Genomic DNA, 26,961 nt, shown 5'->3' with positions numbered 1-26,961 from the left:
GGATTTACTCTGCGTTTTGAGCGACGGAAGCGCAGACGGGCTTTCCTGCCGCATATTTAAGACTTGGATCGACCAGCGCATCGAAGCGTTTCAACGCCTCGGAGCCGATCAAAAGCGGGTATTGGAATGCACTTCGGTCAGTCAAGTTCACTTCTATGGTGCGTAAAACTTCACCCATGCAGATATCCAGCGTGATCACCGGTCGTGAGGAAAACCGGTTGTCGTCATCCGGGTCAAGATCGTCGGCGCGTCGTTTGATCTTGCTGACTCGGGCAAGCGGTCGTTCGACAGGGTGGACATGCTTGCGGTCGGTGGCCACATAGAAGCGCACCCAGCTCTCGCCGTTGCGTTTGAAATGCTTGATGTCGCGGGCGCTCAGCGAGGCAGTCTTGGCGCCGGTGTCCAGCTTGGCGGCGACTTCGACGTCGATGTCGGTGAGTCTGGCGTACTCGTTAAGGCCATAGACCGTCTTGTTGGCGGCCAGGGTAAGACCCGGCAAAGACAAGAGGCACAACAATGTGAAGAAGGTAGTCAGTCTCATAAATCCTGGCGCGATGAGCAGGTAACTTCAGGGTCAGGGCGCAAGCTAAATGGACCTGATGGCAGTGAGGCAGGGAGGTCGCAGGCAGCCGCTCCGCCATGGAGCGTGCTGTGCAGACGCGAGGCGCATTCTAGCATGAAGGCCCGCGGGCGCCAGTTATCTACCTGTGTGTCCGTTCAGGTTGCTCTTGAGACGTGATATCAGGCAGTTGCATGGATTGTCGACAATCAATCAGTTTTCTTTGACTGATTGGCTGTTTATGACTAGATTTGCAGCTATTAAAAGAAAAGGTGTCGACAATGTCGGTTGTGATCGAAAAGCAGTCGGTGGCTGAAGACGATTCTGAAACCCTCTCCGAGAACGTCTTTCGGCGCATCCAGTCGGCTATCGTCAAGGGTGAGATTGCCCCCGGCAGCAAAATCTCCGAGCCGGAGCTGGCCCGTACCTACGGTATCAGTCGTGGTCCGTTGCGTGAGGCCATCCATCGGCTTGAAGGGCAGAGGCTGGTGGTGCGGGTGCCTCACGTCGGCGCCCGGGTTGTTGCGCTGAGCCATGCCGAACTGATCGAACTCTACGAAATCCGCGAATCGCTGGAGGGCATGGCTTGCAGGCTGGCAGCCGAGCGCATGACCCAGGACGAGATTGATGAGCTGCGCGGCGTGCTCGACACTCACGAGCGCGACGCTGCCTTTCAGGCCGGTATCGGCTATTACCAGCAGGAAGGCGATTTCGACTTCCATTACCGGATCATTCAGGGCAGCGGCAACCGTACCCTCAGCCAGATGCTCTGTGGCGAGCTTTACCAGTTGGTGCGCATGTACCGTATCCAGTTCTCCACCACGCCCAACCGCCCCCGCCAGGCCTTTGTCGAACATCACCGGATTCTCGACGCTATCGCCGAGCGTGACGGCGAACTGGCTGAATTGTTGATGCGCCGACATATCGGGGCGTCCAGACGCAACATCGAGCGCCACTATCAGGCGACTTCTTCCCAAGCAACTGACCGAGGTCAACAATGAGTTACAACAACAGCACTCCCGGCCAGCGTTTTCGCGATGCAGTGGCCAGCGAGAAGCCGCTGCAAGTAGTCGGCGCGATCAATGCCAATCACGCTTTGCTCGCCAAACGGGCAGGTTTCAAGGCTATTTACCTGTCCGGTGGCGGTGTGGCGGCAGGTTCGCTGGGTATTCCGGACTTGGGCATCACCGGGCTGGAGGACGTGCTGATCGATGTTCGTCGCATCACCGACGTGTGTGATCTGCCGTTGCTGGTGGATGTCGACACCGGGTTCGGTTCGTCGGCCTTCAATGTGGCGCGAACCGTGCGCTCGATGATCAAGGCCGGCGCCGCAGCGATTCATATCGAAGACCAGGTCGGCGCCAAGCGCTGCGGGCATCGCCCGAACAAGGAAATCGTTTCGCAGCAGGAAATGGTCGACCGTATCAAGGCTGCCGTCGACGCGCGCACCGACGACAGTTTTGTGATCATGGCGCGTACCGATGCGCTGGCGGTCGAAGGGCTTGAGTCGGCGCTGGAGCGCGCGGCGGCCTGTATCGAGGCGGGCGCGGACATGGTGTTCCCGGAAGCGATCACCGAATTGGCGATGTACAAGCAGTTCGCCAATCGCGCCGCAGTGCCGATTCTGGCCAACATCACCGAATTTGGTGCGACGCCGCTGTTTACTGTCGACGAACTGCGTGATGCCGATGTTTCGCTGGTTCTGTATCCGCTTTCTGCATTCCGTGCCATGAACAAGGCTGCGGAAAACGTCTACGGCGCGATTCGCCGTGATGGCAGCCAGAAAAACGTGATCGACAGCATGCAGACCCGCATGGAGCTGTACGACGCCATCGACTACCACGTATTCGAACAGAAGCTGGACGCGCTGTTTGCGCAGAAGAAGGGCTGATTGTCACAGAACACGCTGCTTACTCAAATCTGCTTTTGATGCTGGCCGAAGGCCGTGGGAGCGGACTTGTTCGCGAAGACAATAGTTCTGACGATTCATCTGGTGACGCTCAGCGTCCAGGTACAGAAAAACAAAATTGGAGAAAACCATGGCTGAAGCAAAAGTGTTGAGTGGCGCCGGGCTACGCGGGCAGGTTGCCGGGCAGACGGCTTTGTCTACAGTCGGCATGGCCGGCGCCGGGCTGACTTATCGCGGCTATGACGTGCGTGAGCTGGCCGCAGAGGCGCAGTTCGAGGAAGTCGCCTACCTGCTGCTGTATGGCGAACTGCCTAATCAGAGCCAGCTGTCCGCTTACCTGGACAAACTCAAGGGGCTGCGCGATCTGCCTCAGGCTCTGAAAGACGTGCTGGAGCGCATCCCGGCCGACACTCATCCGATGGACGTCATGCGCACCGGTGCATCGATGCTCGGCACGCTTGAGCCCGAGCGCAGCTTCGATCAACAGCTGGACGCCACTGACCGCCTTCTGGCCGCGTTCCCGGCGATCATGTGTTACTGGTACCGCTTCAGCCACGACGGCAAGCGCATCGATTGCAATACTCGCGAAGACTCCATCGGCGGGCATTTTCTGCACCTGCTGCTGGACAAGGCGCCTAGCGAGCTGCATCGCAAGGTCATGAATGTTTCGCTGATTCTGTACGCCGAGCATGAGTTCAATGCCTCGACGTTCACCGCCCGCGTGTGCGCCTCGACCCTGTCGGACCTGTTTTCCTGCGTTACCGCAGCCATCGGCACACTGCGCGGTCCGCTGCACGGTGGCGCCAACGAAGCGGCGATGGAAATGATCCAGCGTTTCTCTTCAGCCGAAGACGCCACCCAGGGGACGTTGGGCATGCTTGAGCGCAAGGAAAAGATCATGGGCTTCGGTCATGCGATCTACAAGGAGTCAGACCCGCGCAACGAGGTGATCAAGGGCTGGTCGAAAAAACTCGCCGACGAAGTGGGCGATAGCGTTTTGTTTCCGGTTTCCGAGGCCATCGACAAGGTCATGTGGGAGCAGAAGAAGCTGTTTCCCAATGCCGACTTCTATCATGCGTCTGCCTACCACTTCATGGGCATTGCGACCAAGTTGTTCACCCCGATTTTCGTTTGCTCACGCCTGACCGGCTGGGCCGCCCACGTGTTCGAACAACGCGCGAACAACCGCATCATCCGTCCGAGCGCCGAGTACATAGGTGTCGAGCAGCGCAGCTTCGTACCCATCGAACAACGTTGAAAGGGGCAGGGGAGCCGCTGATGAGCTTCTCGCCCATATTCCGAACTTTCCGTGAGCGACCCCGCAATGAACAGTGAATATCGCAAACCGCTCCCTGGCACCAGGCTGGACTACTTTGACGCTCATGCGGCTGTCGAAGCGCTCAGCCCCGGGGCCTATGCCACATTGCCGTACACCTCGCGCGTGCTGGCTGAAAACCTTGTGCGCCGCTGTGATCCTGCAACGCTGAACGCTTCACTGACTCAGCTTATCGAGCGCAAGCGTGATCTGGATTTCCCCTGGTTTCCAGCAAGAGTGGTCTGCCATGACATTCTCGGCCAGACCGCACTGGTGGACCTCGCCGGGTTGCGCGATGCGATTGCTTCCCAGGGCGGTGATCCGGCGCTGGTCAACCCGGTGGTGCCGGTTCAACTGATCGTCGATCATTCGCTGGCCGTCGAGGCAGATGGCAACGACCCGCAAGCGCTGGCGAAGAACCGCGCCATCGAGGATCGTCGCAACGAAGACCGTTTTCATTTCATTGACTGGACCAAACTGGCGTTCAAGAACGTTGAAGTGATCCCGCCGGGCAACGGCATCATGCACCAGATCAACCTGGAGAAAATGTCCCCGGTGGTGCAGGTGCTTGATGGCGTGGCGTTCCCCGACACGCTGGTCGGCACTGACAGCCACACGCCGCACGTCGATGCACTGGGCGTAATCGCCATCGGCGTCGGTGGGCTCGAGGCCGAAAACGTGATGCTTGGTCGCGCCTCGTGGATGCGCCTGCCGGACATCATTGGCGTTGAACTCACGGGCCGCCGCCAGCCGGGCATTACCGCTACCGATGTGGTGCTGGCCCTGACCGAATACCTGCGCCAGCAGAAGGTCGTCGGCGCGTACCTTGAGTTCTACGGTGCTGGTGCCTCGAGCCTGACCCTTGGCGACCGGGCTACGATTTCCAACATGGCGCCGGAATATGGCGCAACAGCGGCGATGTTCTCCATCGACTCGCAAACCATCGATTACCTGCGCCTTACCGGCCGTGAGGACGAGCAGGTCAAGCTGGTCGAACTCTACGCCCGGCATACGGGGCTATGGTCGGACAGCCTGAGCGAGGTCGAATATGAGCGGGTGTTGAGCTTCGATCTGTCCAGTGTGGTACGCAATATGGCCGGGCCGTCCAACCCGCACGCGCGGGTGGCCACCGCTGATCTGGCCGCCAGGGGTATTGCCGGGAAGTGGGAAGAAGTGCCAGGGCAGATGCCGGATGGCGCGGTGATCATCGCTGCGATCACCAGTTGCACCAACACCAGCAACCCGCGCAATGTGATTGCGGCGGGCCTGCTGGCGCGCAATGCCAACCAGCTGAGGCTCAACCGCAAACCGTGGGTGAAATCCTCGCTGGCTCCCGGCTCGAAAACCGTTGCACTGTATCTGGATGCCGCCGGGCTGACCTCTGAGCTGGAGCAGTTGGGTTTCGGTGTGGTGGCATTTGCCTGCACCACCTGCAACGGTATGTCCGGATCACTTGACCCTCTGATACAGAAGGAAATCATTGACCGTGACCTGTACGCCACGGCGGTGTTGTCCGGCAATCGTAACTTTGATGGGCGCATACACCCTTATGCCAATCAGGCGTTTCTGGCTTCTCCGCCATTGGTCGTGGCTTACGCCATCGCCGGCACCATTCGTTTTGACATAGAAAACGACGTGCTGGGTGTCGCCGATGGCAAAGAGATCCGCCTCAAGGATATCTGGCCGAGCGACGAGGAAATCGACGCAGTGGTGCAGGCGTCGGTCAAGCCGGAACAATTTCGCCAGGTGTATATCCCGATGTTCGCCATCGACGAACACACCGGGCCGAAGGTTGCGCCGCTGTATGACTGGCGTCCGATGAGCACCTACATTCGTCGTCCGCCCTATTGGGAGGGCGCGCTGGCCGGAGAGCGCACACTTAAAGGCATGCGCCCGCTGGCAGTGCTGCCGGACAACATCACCACTGATCACCTGTCGCCGTCCAACGCGATCATGCTCGACAGCGCAGCGGGTGAATACCTGGCGAAAATGGGCTTGCCGGAGGAGGATTTCAACTCTTACGCGACCCACCGTGGCGATCATCTCACCGCTCAGCGTGCGACCTTTGCCAACCCGCAGTTGGTCAACGAGATGGCCGTGATCGACGGCAAGGTGAAAAAAGGCTCGCTGACCCGCATCGAGCCGGAAGGTCAGGTCACGCGTATGTGGGAGGCCATTGAAACCTACATGGCCCGCAAGCAACCGCTGATCATCATTGCCGGTGCCGACTACGGCCAGGGCTCATCCCGCGACTGGGCCGCCAAGGGCGTAAGGCTGGCGGGCGTCGAGGCCATCGCAGCAGAAGGGTTCGAACGCATTCACCGGACCAATCTGGTCGGTATGGGTGTGTTGCCGCTGGAGTTCAAGCCGGGCACCAACCGCCTGACACTGGGCATCGATGGCAGCGAAACTTACGACGTGATCGGCCAGCGCACGCCGCGTGCGACGTTGACGCTGGTGATCCAGCGCAGGAATGGTGAGCGCGTCGAGGTGCCGGTTACCTGCCGCCTTGACACCGCCGAAGAGCTTTCCATCTACGAAGCTGGCGGCGTGTTGCAGCGTTTTGCCCAGGATTTTCTGGAGGCTACGACCGTGGCTTGATCGTCCCTCATGCGCAGCGTCCGCTCTTGAATGTGCAGCGCAGCGCAAGATCTGTGACGCGCAGCGTCACGCAAGGCATTCCCGCGCTGGAGTGTGAGGAACGATAGGCGTGAAAAAACACTATCGTGCCCATGCTCCGCATGGGCATGCAGTTCTGGACGCTCCGCGTCCTACTTTGAGCGCTCAACGCGCTTTTCGAACAGGACAACGAATTCATGCCTCACTCACCACAGATCCGAATCCCTGCGACCTACATGCGCGGGGGCACCAGCAAGGGTGTTTTCTTCAGGCTGGCCGACCTGCCGCAAGCTGCACAAACGCCCGGCCCTGCTCGTGATGCACTGTTGCTGCGGGTGATCGGCAGCCCCGACCCCTATGAAAAACAGATCGACGGCATGGGCGGGGCGACTTCCAGTACCAGCAAAACGGTCATTGTGTCGCACAGCAGCAAGCCTGATCACGATGTCGACTACCTGTTTGGTCAGGTCTCCATCGACAAGCCCTTCATCGACTGGAGCGGCAATTGCGGCAACCTGTCGGCAGCTGTGGGTTCGTTCGCCATCGCCAATGGTCTGGTTGACCTTGGCCGTGTACCGCAGGACGGCATCGCTGTCGTGCGTATCTGGCAGGCCAATATCAGCAAGACCATTATTGCTCATGTGCCGATCAGAAAGGGTGAGGTTCAGGAAACCGGCGATTTCGAACTGGACGGCGTGACCTTCCCTGCGGCTGAGGTGCAACTTGAGTTTCTCGACCCGGCGGCGGATGAAGAGGGCGCGGGCGGCTCGATGTTCCCTACCGGCAATCTGGTCGATGACCTGCAGGTGCCTGGGGTCGGTACGCTCAAGGCAACCCTGATCAACGCAGGCATCCCGACCATCTTCGTCAATGCCGCAGATATCGGCTACACCGGTATCGAGTTGCAAGGCGATATCAATGGCGACCCATTGGCGCTTGCCCGGCTGGAAACCATTCGTGCCCACGGTGCCTTGCGTATGGGCCTGATTCGCACGCTTGATGAAGCTGGCACGCGCCAGCACACGCCCAAAGTGGCTTTTGTCGCGGCACCGGCCGATTACGTCTCTTCCAGTGGCAAGCCTGTCGCAGCGCGGGACATCGACCTGCTGGTGCGTGCCGTGTCGATGGGCAAACTGCACCACGCGATGATGGGCACTGCGGCGGTAGCGATCGGCACTGCGGCGGCTATCCCCGGCACTCTGGTGAACCTGGCCGCTGGTGGCGAGGCGCGTGATGCGGTCCGTTTCGGCCACCCGTCAGGCACGCTGCGGGTCGGCGCTCAGGCGCAACAGGTTGGCAGCGAGTGGAAAGTCACCAAGGCGATCATGAGCCGCAGCGCCAGAACGCTGATGGAAGGCTGGGTACGCGTGCCTCCTGCGGGGGAATGAACGACTTATTTGAAGCGTCGCTCGACACCTTTTTCGACCAGTACCTTGGCGGAAATCTCTTCCACCGAAAAGTGCGTGGAGTTAATGTGCGCAATGTTCTCGCGGCGGAACAGGCTTTCCACCTCGCGCACTTCGAATTCGCACTGTGCATAGCTTGAATAACGACTGTTGGGCTTGCGCTCATGGCGGATCGCGGTAAGACGGTCCGGGTCGATGGTCAGGCCAAACAGCTTTTCGCGGTGTTGCTTGAGCGCCGCCGGCAGTTGCAGCCGCTCCATGTCGTCCTCGGTCAACGGATAGTTGGCCGCCCGAATGCCGAACTGCATGGCCATGTACAGGCAGGTCGGGGTTTTGCCGCAGCGCGAAACGCCCACCAGGATGATGTCGGCCTTGTCGTAATAATGCGTACGCGCGCCATCGTCGTTATCCAGCGCAAAATTGACCGCTTCGATGCGCTCCATGTAATTGGAGTTATGCCCGATGGAGTGCGATTTTCCCACTGAATACGAGGAGTGTGAACTAAGCTCCTGCTCCAGCGGCGCCAAAAAGGTCGAGAAGATATCAATCATGAAGCCGTTCGACGTCGCCAGAATCTCGCGAATGTCCTGATTGACGATGGTGTCGAAGATGATCGGGCGGACATCGTCCTTGTCGGCGGCGTTGTTGATTTGTTGTACCATCGCTCGCGCCTTCTCGACGCTGTCGATATAGGGCCTGGTGAACTTGTTGAATGTAATGTTTTCAAATTGTGCCAACAGGCTTTGCCCCAGGGTTTCGGCAGTGATACCGGTACCGTCCGAGATGAAGAAAGCAGATCGTTTCATTTTTGCCCTGGCCTTAAGCAGTTGACGAATTCTGGCTATCATAGGCGTGCTTGCCTGCCCTGAGGGCTGCAGGCGCACCTTTTTTGAATGTTCAGGCTTGCGCCCGACCAGACACGCCCGAGGCCACGATGCACGTGGCCCGGGTGCATGAGCTTTTCCCAACAACAAACATAGTTAGTGGAGAGATCACCTTGGTAGAGTACGTAGTTTCCCTCGATAAGCTCGGCGTCCATGATGTAGAGCATGTGGGGGGCAAAAACTCGTCCCTCGGCGAGATGATCAGCAACCTCGCGGGCGCTGGTGTTTCGGTACCCGGTGGCTTCGCGACTACGGCCCAGGCTTATCGTGACTTTCTCGAACTCAGCGGCCTGAATGATCAGATCCATGCGGCGCTTGATGCCCTTGATGTCGATGACGTCAACGCTTTGGCCCGTACCGGCGCGCAGATTCGTCAGTGGATCATGGAAGCCGAGTTCCCCGAGAAGCTCAACGCCGAGATCCGCACCGCCTTCGCCGAACTGTCTGCAGGCAACCCGAATCTGGCTGTGGCAGTGCGCTCGTCCGCTACTGCTGAAGACCTGCCCGACGCGTCCTTTGCCGGTCAGCAGGAAACCTTCCTTAATATCCGTGGCGTCGAGAACGTGATTCGTGCCGCCAAGGAAGTCTTTGCTTCGCTGTTCAACGACCGGGCTATTTCCTACCGCGTGCATCAGGGGTTCGACCACAAACTGGTGGCGCTGTCGGCGGGTGTACAGCGCATGGTGCGCTCTGAAACCGGCACGGCAGGCGTGATGTTCACCCTGGACACCGAGTCCGGTTTCCGCGATGTGGTGTTCATTACCGGCGCCTACGGCCTGGGCGAAACCGTTGTACAGGGCGCAGTCAACCCCGACGAGTTCTACGTCCACAAAGACACGCTGGCTGCCGGCCGTCCGGCGATTCTGCGTCGCAACCTGGGCAGCAAAGCCATCAAAATGATTTATGGCGAAGAAGCCAAGGCCGGGCGATCGGTCAAGGTGATCGACGTCGAGCCTGCCGATCGGGCGCGTTTCTGCCTGACCGATGCCGAAGTGTCCGAACTGGCCAAGCAGGCGATGATCATCGAGAAGCACTACAAGTGCCCGATGGACATTGAATGGGCCAAAGACGGTGACGATGGCAAGCTGTACATCGTGCAGGCACGCCCTGAAACCGTGAAGAGCCGTGCCTCGGCCAATGTCATGGAACGTTACCTGCTCAAGGAGACCGGCAAGGTGCTCGTCGAAGGCCGCGCGATCGGCCAGCGCATTGGTGCAGGCAAGGTGCGCATCATCAAGGACGTGTCCGAAATGGACAAGGTCCAGCCCGGCGATGTACTGGTGTCGGACATGACCGACCCGGACTGGGAGCCTGTCATGAAGCGTGCAAGCGCAATTGTCACCAATCGTGGCGGGCGTACCTGCCATGCCGCGATCATTGCCCGCGAGCTCGGCATTCCGGCAGTCGTGGGTTGCGGCAATGCCACTCAGACCTTGCAGGACGGCCAGGGCGTGACCGTTTCGTGCGCCGAAGGCGATACCGGTTACATCTTCGAAGGCGAACTGGGTTTCGACATCAAGACCAATTCGGTCGATGCCATGCCCGATCTCCCATTCAAGATCATGATGAACGTCGGCAACCCGGACCGGGCTTTCGATTTCGCTCAGTTGCCCAACGCCGGCGTCGGCCTGGCGCGCCTTGAATTCATCATCAACCGCATGATCGGCGTGCACCCCAAGGCACTTCTGAACTACTCGCTGCTGCCCCCGGAAATCAAGGACAGCGTCGACAAGCGCATTGCCGGTTACGATGACCCGGTCGGTTTCTACGTTGAGAAACTGGTCGAGGGCATCAGCACGCTGGCAGCCGCCTTTACGCCGAAAAAGGTCATCGTGCGCCTGTCGGACTTCAAGTCTAACGAGTACGCCAACCTGATCGGCGGCAAGCTTTACGAGCCTGAGGAAGAAAACCCGATGCTGGGTTTCCGTGGCGCTTCGCGTTATATCAGCGAAAACTTCCGCGACTGTTTCGAACTGGAATGCCGTGCGCTCAAGCGTGTACGCGAAGAGATGGGCCTGACCAACGTTGAAATCATGGTGCCGTTCGTGCGCACCCTGGGTGAGGCGAGTCAGGTAATCGACCTGCTGGCGGCCAACGGCCTGAAACGCGGCGAGAACGGCCTGCGCATTATCATGATGTGTGAATTGCCGTCCAATGCGATTCTGGCTGAAGAGTTCCTCGAGTACTTCGATGGCTTCTCCATCGGCTCTAACGACCTGACTCAGCTGACACTTGGTCTGGATCGTGACTCCGGGGTCATCGCTCATCTGTTCGACGAGCGTAACCCGGCGGTCAAGAAGCTGCTGTCCAACGCCATTCAGGCCTGTAACAAGGCTGGCAAGTACATCGGTATCTGCGGCCAAGGGCCTTCCGACCACCCGGATCTGGCGCGCTGGCTGATGGATCAAGGTATCGAGAGCGTATCGCTCAACCCTGATTCTGTGCTGGAGACCTGGTTCTTCCTGGCCGAGGCGCAGGCGCCGGTCTGATGTGACGCGTCAACTGCCTGAGCCGTCATGTGCATCAGGTGTTTGAAAGAGGCGGTTTCTTCGGAAGCCGCCTTTTTTATGGCGTGCCACGAACGCGCCCGAATGCGTGGTGTTATCCAGTCTGTCCAGCCCGATAAAGAGTGATATGCAAAGCAGCAGCCAGCTTTTCCCCGTTGCCTTGATCAGTGCCGAACGTCGTGGTGATCTGGTCGAGGACGTTTATCGTCTCAAGCCTGCCAACAGCCCTGACCCCAGTGTCGAGCTTGTAGTGACCCGCTTAGGGCTGGTCGATCAGCCTGCTGTGCGCGGCGTACCGGTTATTCTGCTGCACGGCAGTTTTTCCAATCGACGCTTCTGGTATTCGCCCAAGGGCATCGGTCTGGGGCCGTATCTGGCCCGTGCCGGTTATGACGTGTGGATCCCAGAGATGCGCGGGCACGGGCTTTCGTCGCGTAACCAGAGCTATCGGTCCAACTGTGTAGCGGACTATGCCCGTTTCGATCTGCCGTCCATTGCCGCATTCGTTGTCGAGCAAAGCGCTCAGGCGCCGCACTGGATAGGGCATTCGCTGGGGGGCATCACCCTGGCAGCGGCGTTGGGTGGCCAGTATCTGGGGCCGCAAACAGCTGCGTCGGTGGCGTTGTTCGGCAGCCAGGTCAGCCGCAGTTACTGGCCGCTGAAAATTCCTCCGCTGCAGTGGTCGGCGCGCCTGTTGCTCCGCTCGTTTGAGCATGTTTCTGGGCCGCGTTTCAAGCGCGGGCCTGAAGACGAGCCGATCGGGCTGGTGCTGGAGAGTCTTCGCTGGCATGGGTTTCTCGGACGCTTTGGCGAGCGCGACAACAACTGGTGGGAAGGGCTCAAATCACTGCAAGTGCCGGTGCTGGCTGTCGCAGCGGCAGGCGATCTGCAGGACCCGGTATGGGCCTGCCGCACGCTGTTCGATCAGATTGGCGGGGGCCAGCTCAAGCAGTTTCTCTGCCTGGGGCGCGAACACGGGTTCAGTGAAGACTTCGATCATGTGCAGATGTTGATCAGCAAAACCGCGCAACAACAGGTCTGGCCTCGTGTCATCGAGTGGCTGGAGGCGCGCGCGGTTCCTGAACAGGTCGTGGAGTTTCAGGCCGCAGTGGGCAGTTAGCGGTTAAAGTCGCTATGGTTAGGGTCAGCCGGTCGTGTCTGGCTCACGCTGCCGGACCAGAAACATTCATGAGCCCGAGCCCAATTACAGGAGTTGGACCTATGCATTACATCACCCCCGATCTGTGCGACGCATACCCGGAACAGGTGCAGGTTGTCGAGCCGATGTTCAGCAACTTTGGCGGACGTGATTCGTTTGGCGGCCAGATCGTCACCCTGAAATGTTTCGAAGACAATTCCTTCGTCAAGCAGCAGGTTGAACTCGATGGCAAGGGCAAAGTGCTGGTGGTCGATGGTGGCGGTTCACTGCGATGCGCCTTGTTGGGTGACATGCTCGCTGAAAAAGCCGCAAAGAATGGCTGGGAAGGCGTGGTGATCTACGGTTGTGTGCGCGACGTCGACATGCTCGCCCAGACCGATCTGGGCGTTCAGGCACTGGCCAGTTACCCGAAGCGATCAGAGAAGCGCGGCGAGGGGCAGCTTGACCTGCCAGTGACCTTCGGCGGTGTGACATTCCACCCCGGGGAATACCTGTACGCCGATAACAATGGCATCATCATTTCCTCCTCTCCACTGACTATGCCGGAATAAGCGAAGTATCCATGTTCGATGAAGCAAACGCGCAGTGGGGGCTGGTTCATGCCCTTGTCCTGGACGGTAATGGCGGAGCGCGTTTCATTGCTCGAACCGAATTGCAGGCACTCCAGTTACAGCCGCAGGAAAGCCTGTGGTTGCATTGGGATCGCAGCCACCCGCAGACCCAGACCTGGCTACGCACTGCCAGCGGCCTGAGCGAGTTTGCCTGCGACTTGCTGTTCGAAGAAAACACCCGACCACGCCTGTTGCCGCTGGCCGACCAGGAGCTGCTGCTGTTTTTGCGTGGGGTGAACCTGAACCCTGGCGCCGAGCCTGAAGACATGGTTTCGGTGCGCATATTTGCCGCAGCGCAACGCGTTATTTCGCTGCGCCTGCGCCCGTTGCGCGCCACGGAGGAACTGATCGAACTGCTGGAGCTGGGCAAAGGCCCGAAGAGCGCTTCGGAGCTGATTCTTTACCTTGCGCAATACCTGACCGACAAGGTGCAGGACTTGGTCAGCGAGTTGACAGAGTCTGTCGACGAAGAGGAAGAAAAGTCAGATGTCGACGAACGGTACAGCCCGGAACATGGCAAGTTGTTGCATATTCGCCGTCGCGCAGCAGGCCTGCGCCGTTTTCTGGGGCCGCAGCGTGACATTTATGGTCAGCTTTCGCGGATCAAGCTGTCCTGGTTCGCCCACGACGATGCCGATTACTGGAACGAGCTTAATAATAGCCTGACCCGCTATCTGGAAGAGCTTGAACTGACCCGCGAACGAGTGGGGCTGCTGCTGGAGTCTGAGGATCGGCGCCTGCGCGAGCACATGAACCGCACGATGTACCGTTTCGGTATCATCACCGGGATTTTCCTGCCGATGAGTTTTCTCACCGGTTTGCTGGGCATCAATGTGGGCGGTATTCCAGGTTCCGACAGCGCCTACGGGTTTCTCGTGGCGTGCCTGCTCATCGTCGCGCTGGCAGCGGGGCAGTGGTGGTTGTTCAGGCGTTTACGCTGGGTATGAAGGTCAGCCCTTGTGCTTTTTTGCAGAGGCTGTGTGACTTGTTGTTTTCGCGTCGCGTCTTTGAATGACATTACGTGAGGTGCCTGATGCACGATCCGTTTGAAGAATCTTTACGTGACATGCTCAATTCTTCATCCTCCAGCCGGGATGACGATGCATGTCTGGGACGTGTCCTGAAGACCGCCAACCGCCAGGTCGGTGCTGGTGTGTTATTCGGGCTGTTGGGGCGTTGGTCGGAGGCGTTGATGATCGCTGTCAACAATGGCTCTGCGCACGTCTCTCCCGTTTCTCGCCGCACCGTCGCCGGTGCGCGTTCTGTCGATATCGATAAGGCTGATTGAGCATGGAATTGAATCTCTGGACCCAGAGCCTTCTTGCTGCAATGACCGCATTGTGGACCAAAGTCGCCAACTTCATCCCCAACCTTTTCGGCGCCCTCGTCGTGGTGTTGCTGGGTTTTGTCGTGGCCAAGCTGCTCGACACGCTGCTCTCCAAGCTGCTTGCCAAACTGGGGCTCGACCGTCTGGTAAGCGGCACTGGCCTGACCAAGCTGATCGGCCGCGCCGGCGTCAAGGTGCCTGTGTCGACGCTTATCGGCAAAGTCGTCTACTGGTTTGTGTTACTGATCTTTCTAGTGTCGGCTGCTGAATCGCTTGGTTTGCAGCGTGTTTCCGCAACGCTGGACATGCTGGCGCTGTATCTGCCTAAAGTATTTGGTGCCGCGCTGGTGTTGCTGGTCGGTGTGCTGTTGGCGCAGCTGGTTAACGGCCTGGTCCGGGGTGCCGCTGAAGGCGTCGGAATAGATTATTCGGCAGGCTTGGGACGAATTGCTCAGGGGCTGGTCATAATCATCAGTATCTCGGTGGCGATCAGCCAGCTCGAGGTCAAGACCGACCTGCTGAACCACGTCATCGTGATTGCCTTGATTACCGTTGGTCTGACAGTGGCGCTTGCCCTGGGCCTCGGCAGTCGGGAAATTGCCGGGCAGATCATTGCAGGTATCTATGTGCGCGAACTGTTTCAGGTCGGCCAGCAGGTGCAGATTGGGGATACGGAAGGGCAGATCGAGGAGATCGGTACGGTCAAGACAATACTGCTGACAGAAGAAGGGGAGCTGGTTTCGTTTTCAAACCGTCTCCTGCTTGAGCAGAGAGTGAGCAGCCGTTAAGCGGCTAACCTGCTAATCTATGCCGCCACGCTGCCGATACAGGGCTGTGGCGGACATTGACCTGACTGTCGGCAAGATTTGTTTTGAATAAACCTCAACCGTTTTCGACACGCTACGATCCCCGAGAACTCTCCGATGAGGAGCTGGTTGCGCGGGCCCACGTCGAGCTGTTCAATGTGACGCGGGCGTATGAAGAATTGATGCGTCGTTATCAACGGACACTTTTTAACGTGTGTTCGCGGTATTTAGGGAACGATCGCGATGCTGACGATGTCTGTCAGGAGGTGATGCTTAAAGTGTTGTATGGGTTGAAAAATTTTGAAGGTAAATCTAAATTTAAAACCTGGCTGTACAGCATCACCTACAATGAGTGCATCACGCAGTACAGGAAGGAACGGCGTAAGCGTCGCTTGATGGACGCGCTGAGTCTGGATCCACTTGAGGAAGCGTCGGAAGACAAGACGCCCAAACCTGAAGAGCGGGGCGGACTCGATCGCTGGCTTGTGTATGTGAACCCGATTGATCGGGAAATTCTGGTGCTGAGATTCGTCGCAGAACTTGAATTCCAGGAGATCGCAGACATCATGCACATGGGCTTGAGCGCAACGAAAATGCGTTACAAGCGGGCGTTAGATAAATTACGAGAGAAATTTGCGGGAATCGCCGAAACTTAATACGGTGCAAATATCTCTTACGAACTGGCAAGGTCTGGTAGACTAGCCGCCGAGTTGTCCCCCTGTGTGGGACTGCTTAATAATCAACAGATGGGGATTTAACGGATGAAACTGAAAAACACCTTGGGCTTGGCCATTGGTACTATTGTTGCCGCAACTTCGTTCGGCGCTCTGGCTCAAGGCCAAGGCGCAGTCGAAATCGAAGGCTTCGCCAAGAAAGAGTATTACGATAGCGATCGTAATTTCAAAAACGACGGCAACCTGTTCGGCGGCTCCGTTGGTTACTTCCTGACAGACGACGTTGAACTGCGTCTGGGCTACGACGAAGTCCACAACGTCCGTAGCGACAGTGGCAAGAACATCAAGGGCGCAGATACCGCTCTGGACGCTCTGTACCACTTCAACAACCCAGGTGACATGCTGCGTCCTTACCTGTCTGCCGGTTTCTCTGACCAAAGCATCGGTCAAGACGCTCGCAACGGCCGTGACGGTTCGACCTTCGCCAACATCGGCGGCGGCGCCAAGCTGTACTTCACTGACAACTTCTATGCCCGTGCAGGCGTTGAAGCTCAGTACAACATCGACCAAGGCAACACCGAGTGGGCGCCAAGCGTCGGTATCGGCGTAAACTTCGGCGGTGGCAGCAAGAAAGTAGAAGCCGCACCAGCTCCAGTAGCTGAAGTGTGCTCCGACAGCGACAACGACGGCGTGTGCGACAACGTTGACAAGTGCCCAGACACCCCAGCCAACGTAACTGTTGATGCTGATGGCTGCCCGGCAGTTGCTGAAGTGGTTCGTGTTGAGCTGGACGTGAAGTTCGACTTCAACAAGTCTGTTGTCAAGCCTAACAGCTACGGCGACATCAAGAACCTCGCTGATTTCATGCAGCAGTACCCATCCACCACCACTACTGTTGAAGGTCACACTGACTCCGTCGGTCCTGACGCTTACAACCAGAAACTGTCCGAGCGTCGTGCAAACGCCGTTAAACAGGTTCTGGTTAACCAGTACGGTGTTGGCGCTGGCCGCGTAAACTCGGTTGGTTACGGCGAATCCCGCCCAGTTGCTGATAACGCAACTGAAGCTGGTCGTGCAGTTAACCGTCGCGTAGAAGCACAAGTAGAAGCTCAAGCTAAGTAATTAGCCCGCTTGTACTGAAAAGCCCGGCTTAGGCCGGGCTTTTCTTTGCCTGCGATTCGAGCAGGTGTTGCGTCTGGCTCAGCCTGTTTGCAGTTGCGGGAGGTGCTGCGCAAGTGTCTGATTCAAGCTTTCGTTGTTGCAGGCAGCGACTGCGCCTATCACCAGAATGGCAGGGCTTTTCAGCTCGAAGGTGGCTGCATCTTCCTGCATGGCGCTCAACGTGCTGCGGCATTCGCGCTGCCAGGGCAGTGAAGCGTTCTCGATCATTGCTACCGGCATCTCGCCGGTCATTCCGCCTCTCAGCAGGTTTTCGCGAATCTGTGCAAGCTTTGCCACGCCCATGTAAATCACCAGCGTAGTGCCGCCTTGGGCAAGTGCCTGCCAGTTCAGGCTGCTGTCGTCCTGAGTATGGGCGGTTACCAGTGTCACGCCACGGCTGATCCCACGCAGGGTCAGTGAAATACCACACTGAGTTGCACCGGCAAGGCCCGCCGTAATGCCGTTGACCAGCTCGACCGCCACGCCATGCGCTTGCAGCCACTGCGCTTCTTCGCCGCCACGCCCGAAGATGCACGGGTCACCGCCTTTCAGGCGCACGACGCATTTGCCCTGACGCACGTAACGCAGCATCAGACGATGAATGAAAGCCTGCGGTGTCGAACGGCAACCACCCCGTTTGCCAACGGCGATCACCCGCGCCTGAGGGCAGTGCTCGAGTACGTCGGTATTGACCAGGTCGTCGATCAATACCACGTCGGCTTCACGCAATGCCCTAACTGCCTTGAGGGTCAGCAATTCAGGGTCTCCGGGGCCTGAGCCTACCAGCCATACTTTTGCGCTCATGCTGTCTTCCTCATTCGGTCACTGCCACGGTGTTAATCAGTCTTTTTATTTCAGGGACACACGAACCGCACTGGGTTCCGCATCCCAATTGCTTCTTGAGTTGGTCGAGATCCAGGCCGCGTGCGATGCCGCCCATCACGCTGCGCTGGCTGACGTTCATGCAGTTGCACAAGGTATTGTCACGATGTTGCGACGCGTCTTTGCCAGGCTGGCTGCTCAATGGTGCCAGCAGCCAGCGCCGCACGGAGTCGTCTACACGCTCTTCCAGCCAAAGTGTCTGCAGCCAGTGTCGAGCAAGTGTTTCACCGGCCAGACGGACGCCAGTGATGCGCTGATCGTCGATTCTTATCCGCTTGCCAATAGCCTGCCGAGGATCGTCGTAAGCCATGACCGGTCCGGCGTCGAGGCCCAGCACACGATCGATTTCGTGCAACAGCATCGGGTCTGGCGCTACGCTGCTGGCGGCGTTCACGATCAGCGCAGGCCGATCGCGCCCCGTCAGGTTCATGCTCAGGTAAGCGAACCCATTGCACAGCGGCCGCAGTTGTTCCATGCGCTGCTGTACATTGCCCTCGATCAGGGCGAAAAACCGCCAGGGTAGCCTGGCCTTTTCGATTCTCACCCCGGAGTGTTTTAGTTCCGGTTGTTTCGAAACTGCGTCGAACGCTGGCTGGGTGAGGATATTCACGCCACCCTTGAGGAACCGGTCACCCCAGTGCATGGGTAAGAAGGCCTGCCCAGGCAAAAGGTTTTCATCGCAACTGACTGGCAGCAACAATTCGCCGCGGCGGCTGATAAGCCTGACCAGATCACCGGTTTGCACCTCATGATCTTGCATGTCCTGCAGGTTGAGGCCCAGTGTTGCTTCGCTGACATGGCCAAACAGTCGGGCGGCGGTGCCGGTGCGGCTCATGCCGTGCCAGTGATCGCGCAGCCTGCCAGTGTTGAGTGTCAGCGGGTATTCTGCGTCGCGCAGCTCGCGGGCGGCGACATAGGGTTCTGACAGAAATTGCGCACGACCCGAAGCGGTCGGGAAAATGCCATCGGTGTAAAGCCGGGATGTACCCTCGCGGGCGCCCGTCGGATAAGGCCACTGTTGCGGGCCTTGCTGGTCGATCAGTTCGCGGCTTATCCCTGAAAGGTCCAGGTCACGCCCGACAGTCAGCCCTTTGAACTCGTCGAACAACGCTTTTGGGGTCGGAAAATCAAACAGTGCAGGGGCGTCTGGCTGTAGGCGCTTCTGCAGGCGCTGAGCGAAATCTACAGTGATCGCCCAGTCCGGGCGCGCTTCACCGGGCGCTTGAATGGCTTTGCGCACGTTGGAAATGCGTCGCTCCGAGTTAGTGACGGTGCCTTCTTTCTCGCCCCAGCTGGCTGCGGGCAGCAGCAGGTCGGCAAAGCGCGCGGTTTCGGTGGTCTTGAACGCCTCCTGAAGCACTACGAACGGACAGGTTTCCAACGCCTGGCGGATTTTGTTCTGATCGGGCAGAGATTGTGCCGGGTTGGTGCAGGCAATCCACAATGCCTTGATCTTGCCGTTCTGCAGTTGCTCGAACAGTTCGATGGCGGACAGGCCGGGATTGGCCGGCAGGCTGTCGACGCCCCAGTACGCGGCAACCTCGGCACGATGGGCGGGGTTGGCAGCGTCGCGATGGCCAGGCAGTAGATTGGACAGGCTGCCGGTTTCGCGTCCGCCCATCGCATTCGGCTGACCAGTCAGTGAGAAAGGGCCTGCGCCGGGACGGCCAATCTGCCCGGTTGCCAGGTGCAGATTGATCAGCGCGCTGTTCTTGGCAGTGCCCGCGGTGGATTGATTCAGGCCCATGCACCACAACGATAAAAAGCTCGGCGACTCGCCAATCCAGCGTGCGCAGGTATACAGCTGGTCCTGAGTAATGCCGCAGAGAGTCGCTACGTAGTCGGGCGGGTATTCACCTGCCAGCGTGGCCAACGCCTCATAACCTTCTGTGTGCGCGGCGATAAAGCTCGGGTCGATCAGGCGCTCGTTCATCAACACATGCAGGATGCCGTGAAACAGCGCGACGTCGGTACCCGGCTGAATGGCCAGGTGCAGGTCTGCGAGCTGGCAAGTGTCGGTGCGTCGTGGGTCGATGACGATGAGTTTCATGTGCGGTCGGCGGCTTTTCGCTTCTTCCAAGCGCCTGAACAGGACCGGGTGCGCGTAGGCCATGTTACTGCCGACAATCATCACGCAATCGCTCTGTTCGATATCTTCGTAATTGCAGGGGGGCGCGTCGGCTCCCAAGCTGCGTTTGTAGCCGGCGACTGCCGACGACATACACAGCCGCGAATTGCTGTCGATGTTGTTGGTGCCGATCAGCGCGCGGGCCAACTTGTTGAAGGCGTAGTAATCCTCGGTCAGCAACTGGCCCGAAATATAGAACGCGACGCTGTCGGGGCCATGCTCGCGGATGCATTCTGCGAACACGCTGGCAGCGTGATCCAGTGCGGTGTCCCAGTCAGTCACGCCGCGCGCCAGTTCCTTGCTCAGGCGCAGTTCCGGGTACAACGCACGCGCGTCGATGTCGCCTGTCAGGTGCAGGCTGGAGCCCTTGCTACACAGTTTGCCGAAATTGGCCGGATGCGTCGGGTCGCCGCTGACAGCGAGAATCTTCTGACCGTCATGTTCGATCAGCACGCCACAGCCGACCCCGCAATAGCAGCACGTGGACGCTGTGATCTGACTGGAGGGAATGGCCAGGCTGGTCATGCGCAAGCAGGCTCGGTAGCGGCGGGCTGGCCGAACATCAGGTGGTTGCGGATCGCTGCAATACCCTGGCCATCGCGAATCTGCTGCAAGTACCAGCTGCCGTCTGCAGTGTCACCGTACAGGCAGGCGCCGACCAGAATGTCGTTCTTGATCACCAGTTTTTTGTAGACACCGCTGATGGGGTCGGAGAGCGTGATGCTTTCCGTGCCTTCGCCGCCGAGAAAGTCGCCGGCTGAAAACAGATCAATCCCGGTGACTTTCAACTTGGTCGAGGTGACAGAACCGGGATAGCGCGCAAAACCCAGCTGTGCCAGGTGATTGGCGCAGACTCGGGCCTGTTCGAACAAGGGGGCAACCAGGCCATAGGCAATACCGCGATGGCTGACGCACTCGCCAATCGCGTAAATGCGCGGGTCATAGGTCTGCAACGTATCGTTGACCAGAATCCCCCGATTACAAGGCAGCCCGGCCTGTTCGGCCAGTTCAGTGTTGGGCCTTATGCCTGCGGCCATGACCACCAGGTCGGCATCTATCACATCGCCGTTCTTGAACTGCACCGCTCGCACACGGCCCTGATCGTCACCCAGCAAAGCCTCGGTCTGCTCATCGAGGCGAAAGCTCAGGCCGCGCCGTTGCAGTGCTGCTTGAAGCATCAGCCCGCTGGTCTTGTCCAGTTGGCGTTCCAGCAGGGTCTGCCCGTTGTGAATGACCGTAACCTGCATGCCGCGCAGGCTCAGACCGTTGGCAGCTTCCAGTCCGAGCAGGCCGCCGCCTATGACCACTGCACGCCTGTGCGTGACGGCGGTGTCGATCATCTGCCGGGTATGGCTGATGTCGCGGTAACCGATGACGCCTTGCAGCGTGTTGCCGGGGATAGGCAGGATAAAAGGCCGCGAGCCGGTGGCGATGAGCAGCCGGTCGTAACGCGCTTCAGTACCATCGTCGGCGATCACCAGGCGTTTTATGCGATCGATCTTCACTACCCGGCGGTTGAGCAATAACTGGATACCATTGGTTTCGTACCAGTCCAGGTCGTTGAGCACGATGTCTTCGAAGTTCTGCTCGCCTGCCAATACCGGGGACAACAGGATACGGTTGTAGTTGGGGTGCGGTTCGGCGCCAAAGACCGTGATGTCGTAAAGGTTTTCGCTCAACTTCAGTAGCTCTTCGAGGGTGCGCACGCCGGCCATGCCGTTGCCAATCATCACCAGTTTGAGTTTTTTCATCTTGCCTCCGAGTCGCCAGAACGCGCTCGACACAGTGTGCGCAAACAAAAAAAGGCGTCCCGTCAGTTGCCTGACAGGGACGCCTTTGTCCGGTCCCGTTATCTCGGGAAACGCATCCTTCATCGTTGAAGGCTGCGCGTTATAAATCATCTGAAAAAAGACCATGCAGCGCTTGTGCCAACTATCGGGCGCTAGTGGGGCTGGGGTTTTTGGCCGAGCGTGACAGGTATTTCTTGCACTGGGTTGAAGCGCGTTGCACAGAAGCAGGGCGGCTTCTGGATCAAGGCACCTTATTCAATTCAAGGATGGTGCATGAGCCAGATGGCTGCGAGCAGATTGACCAGCAGCGAAACTAGCGCCAGCGTCCGCCAGACCTTCAGCGGTTCGCGTTCGAGCAATGGGCGTGGACGCGCCACGACCGGGCGATGTTCCGCCTGCTCCAGTTCCAGCAGCCATTGCTCGGAGGTTTCATAGCGCTGATCCGGGTCGGCTTGCAGCGCCTTGTCGAGGCTCTGGCTCAGCCATTGCGGCAGATCGGGCCGGTAGCGAGCGGCGGGAATCGGCAGGCCGAAGCGTCGATGCTGAAACGCTTCGATCTCGCCGTAGGGATAGTGGCCTGTCAGCAGGTAATACAAGGTGACGCCGACGGCATACAGATCCTGCCGCGGGTCGGGTTCTGCGCCATTGAACGCTTCTGGCGCGATGTAGCTCGGCGTGCCAGGCAGATCTTCGGCGCTGGCAGCTGAAAGGCCGGGGCAGAATGCCAGGCCGAAATCCAGCAGGCGCAATTCACCGTCGTCACTCAACAACAGGTTTTCCGGTTTGATGTCGCGATGAATGATATTGCGCCGGTGCAGCAGGCCGGTGGCCCGCAACAGCCGGGTCGCCAGACCTTGCCATTGGGCCAGCGGCACAGGGCCGCTGGCGGCAAACACCTCGGCCAGCGTGCGCCCGCAGTGCTCGCGCATCACGTAATACAGATGCTGGCGCTCTGCAAGCGGGTGAAGTTCGGGAAAGAAGCGTCCTGCAACCCGGCGCAGGAACCACTCTTCAAGCAACAGGCCCTGACCGGCGCCGGTTTCGTCGTGCCGGCTGGCGGGCAGGGTTTTCAGCAACCAAGGCTGGCCATGAATGTCGTGTACCCGATACAGCAACGATTGGCGGGACTGCGCCAGTACGCTGGCAACGCTCCAGCCTTCAAACAGCTGGCCAGGCTTGAGCACGGGCGGCAGCGGCCACTGTTGCAACTGCAGCAACGCATCGCCAAGGTCATCTTCGCCCAGGCTGTCGACCTGAATCAGCAGTGCGCTGGCATTGTCCTGACTACCTGCCAGGTGTGCCGCACTGACCAGGGTCTTCACAGCTGCGTCGAGGTCTTCCTGCTCGCCAAGAATCGAGCGGATGCTGGCATCGCCGAGTGTCGCCCAGACGCCATCGCTGACCAGCAACAGACGTTCGCCTTCGCACAGTTCGCCGTCGAGATAATCCATCACCACATACTGATCCAGGCCGAGCGCGCGCTTGAGCACGTGCTGCATGTCGGGCTGCTCCCAGACATGATCTTCACTGATGCGCTTGAGCGACCCCGCGTGCCAGCGATAGGCCCGGCAGTCACCGACGTGGGCGAGGGTGAAGCGTCGCCCGCGCAGCACCAGGGCGCTAAGCGTCGTCATCAGGCTGTTGGCCAGCAACCAGCGATTCTGCGCCAGCAGCAGGCGATCAAGCGATTGGGCCACGCCCCATGTTTCGGGTGTCGAATAATAATCGAGTGCCAGCGCCTGTAGTGTCGACTGGGCGGCCAGCGCACCATCGGCGCATTGGCTGACGCCGTCGGCGAGGGCAAACAGATAGCCCTTGCTGGCCGCCAGCGCCGCAACCGGAGTGACCAAGCGCAGGGCGTCCTGATTCTCCGCTCGCGGACCGCTGGCGCTGAACTCGGCACACCGCAGTTGCAGCGTCATTGGCAGTTCAGACCCGAGCTGCTGTCACGGCAGCCGAACCCCAGGTGGTTCTCCAGCGACGCTTGACGTTCATAAGGCCAAACCAGGCCAGCACTGCCAGGCCCGCAAACAGCCACAGCCCCAGTTGGTAATCACCGGTGTTCTGTTTGATGGTGCCCAGGCCGGCAGCCAGCAGGAAACCGCCAATACCGCCGGCCATGCCTATCAGGCCGGTCATCACGCCGATTTCCTTGCGAAAGCGCTGGGGCACCAGCTGAAAGACAGCGCCGTTACCGGCACCCAGTCCAAGCATAGCCGCGACGAACAAAGCCAGTGCTGCCCACGAACTTGGCAGGTTGAAACCGACTGCCGCAATGCCGATGGCAGCCACTGCATACATGACGGTCAGTGTGCGGATCCCGCCAAAGCGATCGGCCAGCGCGCCACCCAGCGGGCGCATCAGACTGCCACCGAACACGCAGGCGGCGGTGTAGTACCCGGCGGTAATCGGGCTCAGTCCGTATTGGTCGTTGAAGTAGCCGGGCAGGGCGCTGGCCAGGCCAATGAACCCCCCGAACGTGACGCTGTAGAAGAACATGAACCACCAGCTGTCACGGTCGCCCAGCGCCTTGAGGTAGTCCGCCATGGACTTCGGCTTGCTGCGCTCCGGCGCGTTGCGTGCCATCAGGGTGAATGCGATGAGGGTCAGCACCAACGGGATCAACGCCAGACCGAACACATTTCCCCAGCCGAAACTGGCGGCCAGTACCGGCGCAATCAGCGCGGCCAGCACGGTGCCCGAGTTGCCTGCGCCGGCGATGCCCATTGCCTTGCCTTGATGTTGTGCCGGATACCATTGCGACGCCAAGGGCAACGCGACGGCGAATGAGGCGCCCGCCATGCCAAGGAACAGGCCCAGCAAAAGCACCTGGCCATAGGTATGAATGCCCAATTGCCAGGCCGCGAACAGAGCGCCGATGACAATCACCTGTCCGATGATGCCAGCTGTCTTGGGCGATAACTGGTCGGCCAGCAGGCCCATGAAGAAACGCAGCACGGCGCCTGCCAGAATAGGCGTGGCCACCATCAGGCCGCGTTGCTGAGTGGTCAACTGCAGGTCAGTGGCAATTTGTACCGCCAGCGGGCCGAGCAAGTACCAGACCATGAAGCTCAGGTCGAAATACAGAAAGGCTGCGAACAGGGTCGGTTTGTGGCCGGCCTTCCAGAAGTTTGTATCCATGTGTGCACCTCATCATCTGCCAGCGGGTCAGTCGGGTCATGGCCACGACACGTTTTTTCCAGACGTTGTGGTGGAGTGTTCCGGTTTACGGCGACTCCACCGGCCCCTTCGCCGGGGCCAAAACGCAAAAGACGTCGCCCCTCAGTCCACCGGAGCGGAAAGAGATGAGCAACGTCTTTGTCGTAAGCGTGATAGCCGCCGTTGGCTATCGGTGTGATAGACATAGCAATAGGCGGGCCAATGCGCTTGCAACCGGCTCGGCGTCACGCGGTGTAAGGGGTTGAATCATTTCAATAGCTGCGACAGACCTGCCCAAATGACCTTGAATCGAGCGATAGCCGGCCAGCACGCTGCAAAAAAGGGCGTGTCGCCGAGTCAGGGTTTTTGTGGTTAGTGCAGGTCGATATCCTTGAATTGATCCCGGCTGGAGAGTGGGGTCCTTGTAGGGTGTATTAAAGTTCAACAGATTCGGTATTTATTTAGTGTGCCACTATTTAAAACAATAAGTGCTGTCATTGTGATGCTGTTTCGATGTCTTTGTATGATGCGGTTAATAGAGGTGATCAATAAATGTGAAGATTTATTAATTCACTGTCGGATCACGGTATACATTAATAACGTCTCAAATATTTAATTTACTTTGTGCGTTATCTCTGACAGCATCCGTTCTGCCGCTGATGAAACGGCTCATCCGTAACAGATGATTGTGCTCTTCACCGCGACAGTCTTTACTTTCGGGCCGTCGTTCAATGTCGATAAATGCTTACTTTGAAAAAAGTAATCGGATACTCGCGCTTTATCTCGGCTTTTCCTTATTAACGAACTGAAAGGCCGATGTCAGATGCACCCCGGCAGTGCCCATGTACGTCGGGATGTCCTCTTCTTCGCGCTTCATTACAGGCGCCAATAAAGGATACATCATCATGAGTAACATCAATTACGCACCCACTGTCTGGTCCCGTGCCGATGCGCTGAAGGTCAATGAAAATGACCCGACCACCACGCAGCCACTGGTCAGCCCGGACTTTCCGGTCATGAGTGATACGGTATTTATCTGGGATACCATGCCGCTGCGAGAGCTCGACGGCACGGTGGTTTCGGTCAACGGCTGGTCAGTGATCATCACCCTGACGGCGGACCGCCATCCTGACGACCCTCAGTACCTGGGGCCCGACGGTCGCTATGACATCAAGCGCGACTGGGAAGATCGACATGGCCGCGCACGCATGTGCTACTGGTACTCGCGTACTGGCAAGGACTGGATCTTTGGTGGCCGTGTAATGGCCGAGGGTGTATCGCCCACAACACGAGAGTGGGCGGGCACACCCATACTGTTGAATGACAAGGGCGATATTGATCTTTATTACACATGCGTCACGCCTGGCGCAGCGATTGCCAAAGTTCGCGGTCGTATTGTTACCTCTGATAAAGGCGTGGAGTTGAAAGACTTTACCGACGTCAAGATTCTTTTCGACGCCGACGGCACGTATTATCAAACCGAAGCGCAGAACTCGACCTGGAACTTTCGCGACCCCAGTCCGTTTATTGATCCCAATGACGGCAAGTTGTACATGGTGTTCGAAGGCAATGTCGCCGGTGAACGCGGTTCGCATACAGTAGGGGTTGCCGAACTTGGCCCTGTGCCACCGGGTTATGAAGACGTGGGGGGTGCCAGATTCCAGGTGGGCTGTATCGGTCTGGCGGTCGCAAAGGATCTCAGTGGTGAAGAGTGGGAACTACTTCCGCCGTTGGTAACAGCGGTCGGCGTAAACGATCAGACCGAACGTCCGCATTACGTGTTTCAAGACGGCAAGTATTACTTGTTCACCATCAGCCACAAGTTTACGTATGCCGATGGTGTTACAGGGCCAGACGGGGTGTACGGTTTTGTCGGCGAACATTTGTTCGGTCCTTACCGGCCAATGAACGCTTCTGGCCTGGTGCTTGGCAATCCGCCCGAGCAGCCTTTCCAGACGTATTCGCACTGCGTCATGCCAAACGGTCTGGTAACTTCTTTCATCGACAGCGTGCCCACCGAAGGCGAGGATTATCGTATCGGCGGGACCGAAGCGCCGACGGTGAG

At 58.6% G+C, this 26,961-nt stretch carries 20 protein-coding genes and 1 pseudogene; 14 read left to right on the top strand and 7 right to left on the bottom strand.

The window, feature by feature from the left end; translation table 11 throughout:
- Positions 1–4: 4 nt before the first annotated feature.
- Positions 5–541 (bottom strand): retropepsin-like aspartic peptidase RloA, encoded by a 537-nt coding sequence (gene rloA / locus ALO43_RS02460; RefSeq protein ID WP_024669772.1) that lies wholly within the window; start codon positions 539–541, stop codon positions 5–7.
- Between the two features lie 299 nt (positions 542–840).
- Between rloA and ALO43_RS02455 the strand changes: the two genes are divergently transcribed.
- The 5 genes from ALO43_RS02455 (at position 841) to prpF (ending at position 7,790) form a co-directional block, all read left to right on the top strand.
- Positions 841–1,560, top strand: a complete 720-nt coding sequence (locus ALO43_RS02455) for a GntR family transcriptional regulator (protein ID WP_054997055.1) — start codon at positions 841–843, stop codon at positions 1,558–1,560.
- A complete protein-coding gene (prpB, locus tag ALO43_RS02450; RefSeq protein WP_005897448.1) occupies positions 1,557–2,450 on the top strand; it encodes a methylisocitrate lyase in 894 nt (297 codons plus the stop codon). Before ALO43_RS02455 ends, prpB begins: the two co-directional genes overlap by 4 nt.
- 148 nt (positions 2,451–2,598) lie before the next feature.
- Complete coding sequence (gene prpC, locus ALO43_RS02445) at positions 2,599–3,726, top strand: bifunctional 2-methylcitrate synthase/citrate synthase (protein WP_005897450.1); 1,128 nt, start codon at positions 2,599–2,601, stop codon at positions 3,724–3,726.
- 66 nt (positions 3,727–3,792) lie between these two features.
- Complete coding sequence (acnD, locus tag ALO43_RS02440; protein WP_053481100.1) at positions 3,793–6,384, top strand: Fe/S-dependent 2-methylisocitrate dehydratase AcnD; 2,592 nt, start codon at positions 3,793–3,795, stop codon at positions 6,382–6,384.
- Positions 6,385–6,599: 215 nt separating this feature from the next.
- The gene (prpF, locus tag ALO43_RS02435) at positions 6,600–7,790 is read left to right on the top strand and encodes a 2-methylaconitate cis-trans isomerase PrpF (RefSeq protein WP_054997054.1); all 1,191 of its coding nucleotides are present in this window, start codon (positions 6,600–6,602) and stop codon (positions 7,788–7,790) included.
- Positions 7,791–7,795: 5 nt separating this feature from the next.
- Here prpF and ppsR read toward each other — a convergent pair whose 3' ends face one another.
- Positions 7,796–8,614 carry a posphoenolpyruvate synthetase regulatory kinase/phosphorylase PpsR gene (gene ppsR / locus ALO43_RS02430; RefSeq protein WP_003347114.1) on the bottom strand — a complete coding sequence of 273 codons (819 nt, stop codon included), beginning with the start codon at positions 8,612–8,614 and terminating at the stop codon, positions 7,796–7,798.
- 191 nt (positions 8,615–8,805) lie between these two features.
- Here ppsR and ppsA point away from each other — a divergent pair, with 191 nt between their 5' ends.
- The 8 genes from ppsA to ALO43_RS02390 all read left to right on the top strand — a co-directional run bounded on the left by ppsA (position 8,806) and on the right by ALO43_RS02390 (position 16,898).
- Positions 8,806–11,181 carry a phosphoenolpyruvate synthase gene (gene ppsA, locus ALO43_RS02425; protein WP_024669777.1) on the top strand — a complete coding sequence of 792 codons (2,376 nt, stop codon included), beginning with the start codon at positions 8,806–8,808 and terminating at the stop codon, positions 11,179–11,181.
- A gap of 145 nt (positions 11,182–11,326) precedes the next feature.
- Positions 11,327–12,319 (top strand): alpha/beta fold hydrolase, encoded by a 993-nt coding sequence (locus tag ALO43_RS02420; protein ID WP_005897462.1) that lies wholly within the window; start codon positions 11,327–11,329, stop codon positions 12,317–12,319.
- Between the two features lie 101 nt (positions 12,320–12,420).
- Complete coding sequence (gene rraA / locus ALO43_RS02415) at positions 12,421–12,909, top strand: ribonuclease E activity regulator RraA (protein WP_005897464.1); 489 nt, start codon at positions 12,421–12,423, stop codon at positions 12,907–12,909.
- Between the two features lie 11 nt (positions 12,910–12,920).
- Positions 12,921–13,916, top strand: coding sequence for a zinc transporter ZntB (locus ALO43_RS02410; RefSeq protein WP_054997053.1), 996 nt, complete (start codon positions 12,921–12,923; stop codon positions 13,914–13,916).
- Between the two features lie 86 nt (positions 13,917–14,002).
- The gene (locus ALO43_RS02405; protein ID WP_005897468.1) at positions 14,003–14,257 is read left to right on the top strand and encodes a hypothetical protein; all 255 of its coding nucleotides are present in this window, start codon (positions 14,003–14,005) and stop codon (positions 14,255–14,257) included.
- Between the two features lie 2 nt (positions 14,258–14,259).
- Entirely contained in the window at positions 14,260–15,084 is an 825-nt protein-coding gene (locus ALO43_RS02400) for a mechanosensitive ion channel family protein (RefSeq protein WP_005897472.1), read from the top strand.
- An 83-nt stretch (positions 15,085–15,167) separates the two neighbouring features.
- Positions 15,168–15,758, top strand: coding sequence for an RNA polymerase sigma factor SigX (gene sigX, locus ALO43_RS02395; RefSeq protein ID WP_005897476.1), 591 nt, complete (start codon positions 15,168–15,170; stop codon positions 15,756–15,758).
- A gap of 105 nt (positions 15,759–15,863) precedes the next feature.
- On the top strand, positions 15,864–16,898 hold the full coding sequence (locus tag ALO43_RS02390; RefSeq protein WP_005897479.1) for an OmpA family protein: 1,035 nt from the start codon (positions 15,864–15,866) through the stop codon (positions 16,896–16,898).
- Positions 16,899–16,976: 78 nt separating this feature from the next.
- Here ALO43_RS02390 and cobA read toward each other — a convergent pair whose 3' ends face one another.
- The 5 genes and pseudogenes from cobA to ALO43_RS02365 form a co-directional block, all read right to left on the bottom strand.
- A complete protein-coding gene (cobA, locus tag ALO43_RS02385; RefSeq protein WP_054997052.1) occupies positions 16,977–17,741 on the bottom strand; it encodes a uroporphyrinogen-III C-methyltransferase in 765 nt (254 codons plus the stop codon).
- Positions 17,742–17,751: 10 nt separating this feature from the next.
- Entirely contained in the window at positions 17,752–20,472 is a 2,721-nt protein-coding gene (locus ALO43_RS02380; RefSeq protein WP_054997051.1) for a nitrate reductase, read from the bottom strand.
- A gap of 20 nt (positions 20,473–20,492) precedes the next feature.
- A pseudogene (locus ALO43_RS02375) lies at positions 20,493–21,698 on the bottom strand (NAD(P)/FAD-dependent oxidoreductase); the annotation flags it as partial.
- A 299-nt stretch (positions 21,699–21,997) separates the two neighbouring features.
- A complete protein-coding gene (locus ALO43_RS02370; protein WP_024669781.1) occupies positions 21,998–23,659 on the bottom strand; it encodes a bifunctional protein-serine/threonine kinase/phosphatase in 1,662 nt (553 codons plus the stop codon).
- A gap of 7 nt (positions 23,660–23,666) precedes the next feature.
- Positions 23,667–24,878: a nitrate/nitrite transporter gene (locus ALO43_RS02365; protein WP_005897494.1), complete on the bottom strand. Its 1,212-nt coding sequence runs from the start codon at positions 24,876–24,878 to the stop codon at positions 23,667–23,669.
- Between the two features lie 923 nt (positions 24,879–25,801).
- On the opposite strand from ALO43_RS02365, the gene ALO43_RS02360 reads away from it, so the two are divergent.
- The coding region (locus tag ALO43_RS02360; protein WP_147461975.1) for a glycoside hydrolase family 68 protein at positions 25,802–26,961 on the top strand (1,160 nt) is incomplete at its 3' end.

It is taken from the genome of Pseudomonas tremae, from assembly GCF_001401155.1.
In the GTDB taxonomy this organism is placed as follows: domain Bacteria; phylum Pseudomonadota; class Gammaproteobacteria; order Pseudomonadales; family Pseudomonadaceae; genus Aquipseudomonas; species Aquipseudomonas tremae.
This window is presented reverse-complemented; position numbering and strand designations above follow the sequence as displayed.

What these genes read in the sequence shown, in the direction of transcription:
- rloA (WP_024669772.1), bottom strand. Translation starts at nt 541, where the DNA reads ATGAGACTGACTACCTTCTTCACATTGTTGTGCCTCTTGTCTTTGCCG.
- ALO43_RS02455 (WP_054997055.1), top strand. Translation starts at nt 841, where the DNA reads ATGTCGGTTGTGATCGAAAAGCAGTCGGTGGCTGAAGACGATTCTGAA.
- prpB (WP_005897448.1), top strand. Translation starts at nt 1,557, where the DNA reads ATGAGTTACAACAACAGCACTCCCGGCCAGCGTTTTCGCGATGCAGTG.
- prpC (WP_005897450.1), top strand. Translation starts at nt 2,599, where the DNA reads ATGGCTGAAGCAAAAGTGTTGAGTGGCGCCGGGCTACGCGGGCAGGTT.
- acnD (WP_053481100.1), top strand. Translation starts at nt 3,793, where the DNA reads ATGAACAGTGAATATCGCAAACCGCTCCCTGGCACCAGGCTGGACTAC.
- prpF (WP_054997054.1), top strand. Translation starts at nt 6,600, where the DNA reads ATGCCTCACTCACCACAGATCCGAATCCCTGCGACCTACATGCGCGGG.
- ppsR (WP_003347114.1), bottom strand. Translation starts at nt 8,614, where the DNA reads ATGAAACGATCTGCTTTCTTCATCTCGGACGGTACCGGTATCACTGCC.
- ALO43_RS02420 (WP_005897462.1), top strand. Translation starts at nt 11,327, where the DNA reads ATGCAAAGCAGCAGCCAGCTTTTCCCCGTTGCCTTGATCAGTGCCGAA.
- rraA (WP_005897464.1), top strand. Translation starts at nt 12,421, where the DNA reads ATGCATTACATCACCCCCGATCTGTGCGACGCATACCCGGAACAGGTG.
- ALO43_RS02410 (WP_054997053.1), top strand. Translation starts at nt 12,921, where the DNA reads ATGTTCGATGAAGCAAACGCGCAGTGGGGGCTGGTTCATGCCCTTGTC.
- ALO43_RS02405 (WP_005897468.1), top strand. Translation starts at nt 14,003, where the DNA reads ATGCACGATCCGTTTGAAGAATCTTTACGTGACATGCTCAATTCTTCA.
- ALO43_RS02400 (WP_005897472.1), top strand. Translation starts at nt 14,260, where the DNA reads ATGGAATTGAATCTCTGGACCCAGAGCCTTCTTGCTGCAATGACCGCA.
- ALO43_RS02390 (WP_005897479.1), top strand. Translation starts at nt 15,864, where the DNA reads ATGAAACTGAAAAACACCTTGGGCTTGGCCATTGGTACTATTGTTGCC.
- cobA (WP_054997052.1), bottom strand. Translation starts at nt 17,741, where the DNA reads ATGAGCGCAAAAGTATGGCTGGTAGGCTCAGGCCCCGGAGACCCTGAA.
- ALO43_RS02380 (WP_054997051.1), bottom strand. Translation starts at nt 20,472, where the DNA reads ATGACCAGCCTGGCCATTCCCTCCAGTCAGATCACAGCGTCCACGTGC.
- ALO43_RS02370 (WP_024669781.1), bottom strand. Translation starts at nt 23,659, where the DNA reads ATGACGCTGCAACTGCGGTGTGCCGAGTTCAGCGCCAGCGGTCCGCGA.
- ALO43_RS02365 (WP_005897494.1), bottom strand. Translation starts at nt 24,878, where the DNA reads ATGGATACAAACTTCTGGAAGGCCGGCCACAAACCGACCCTGTTCGCA.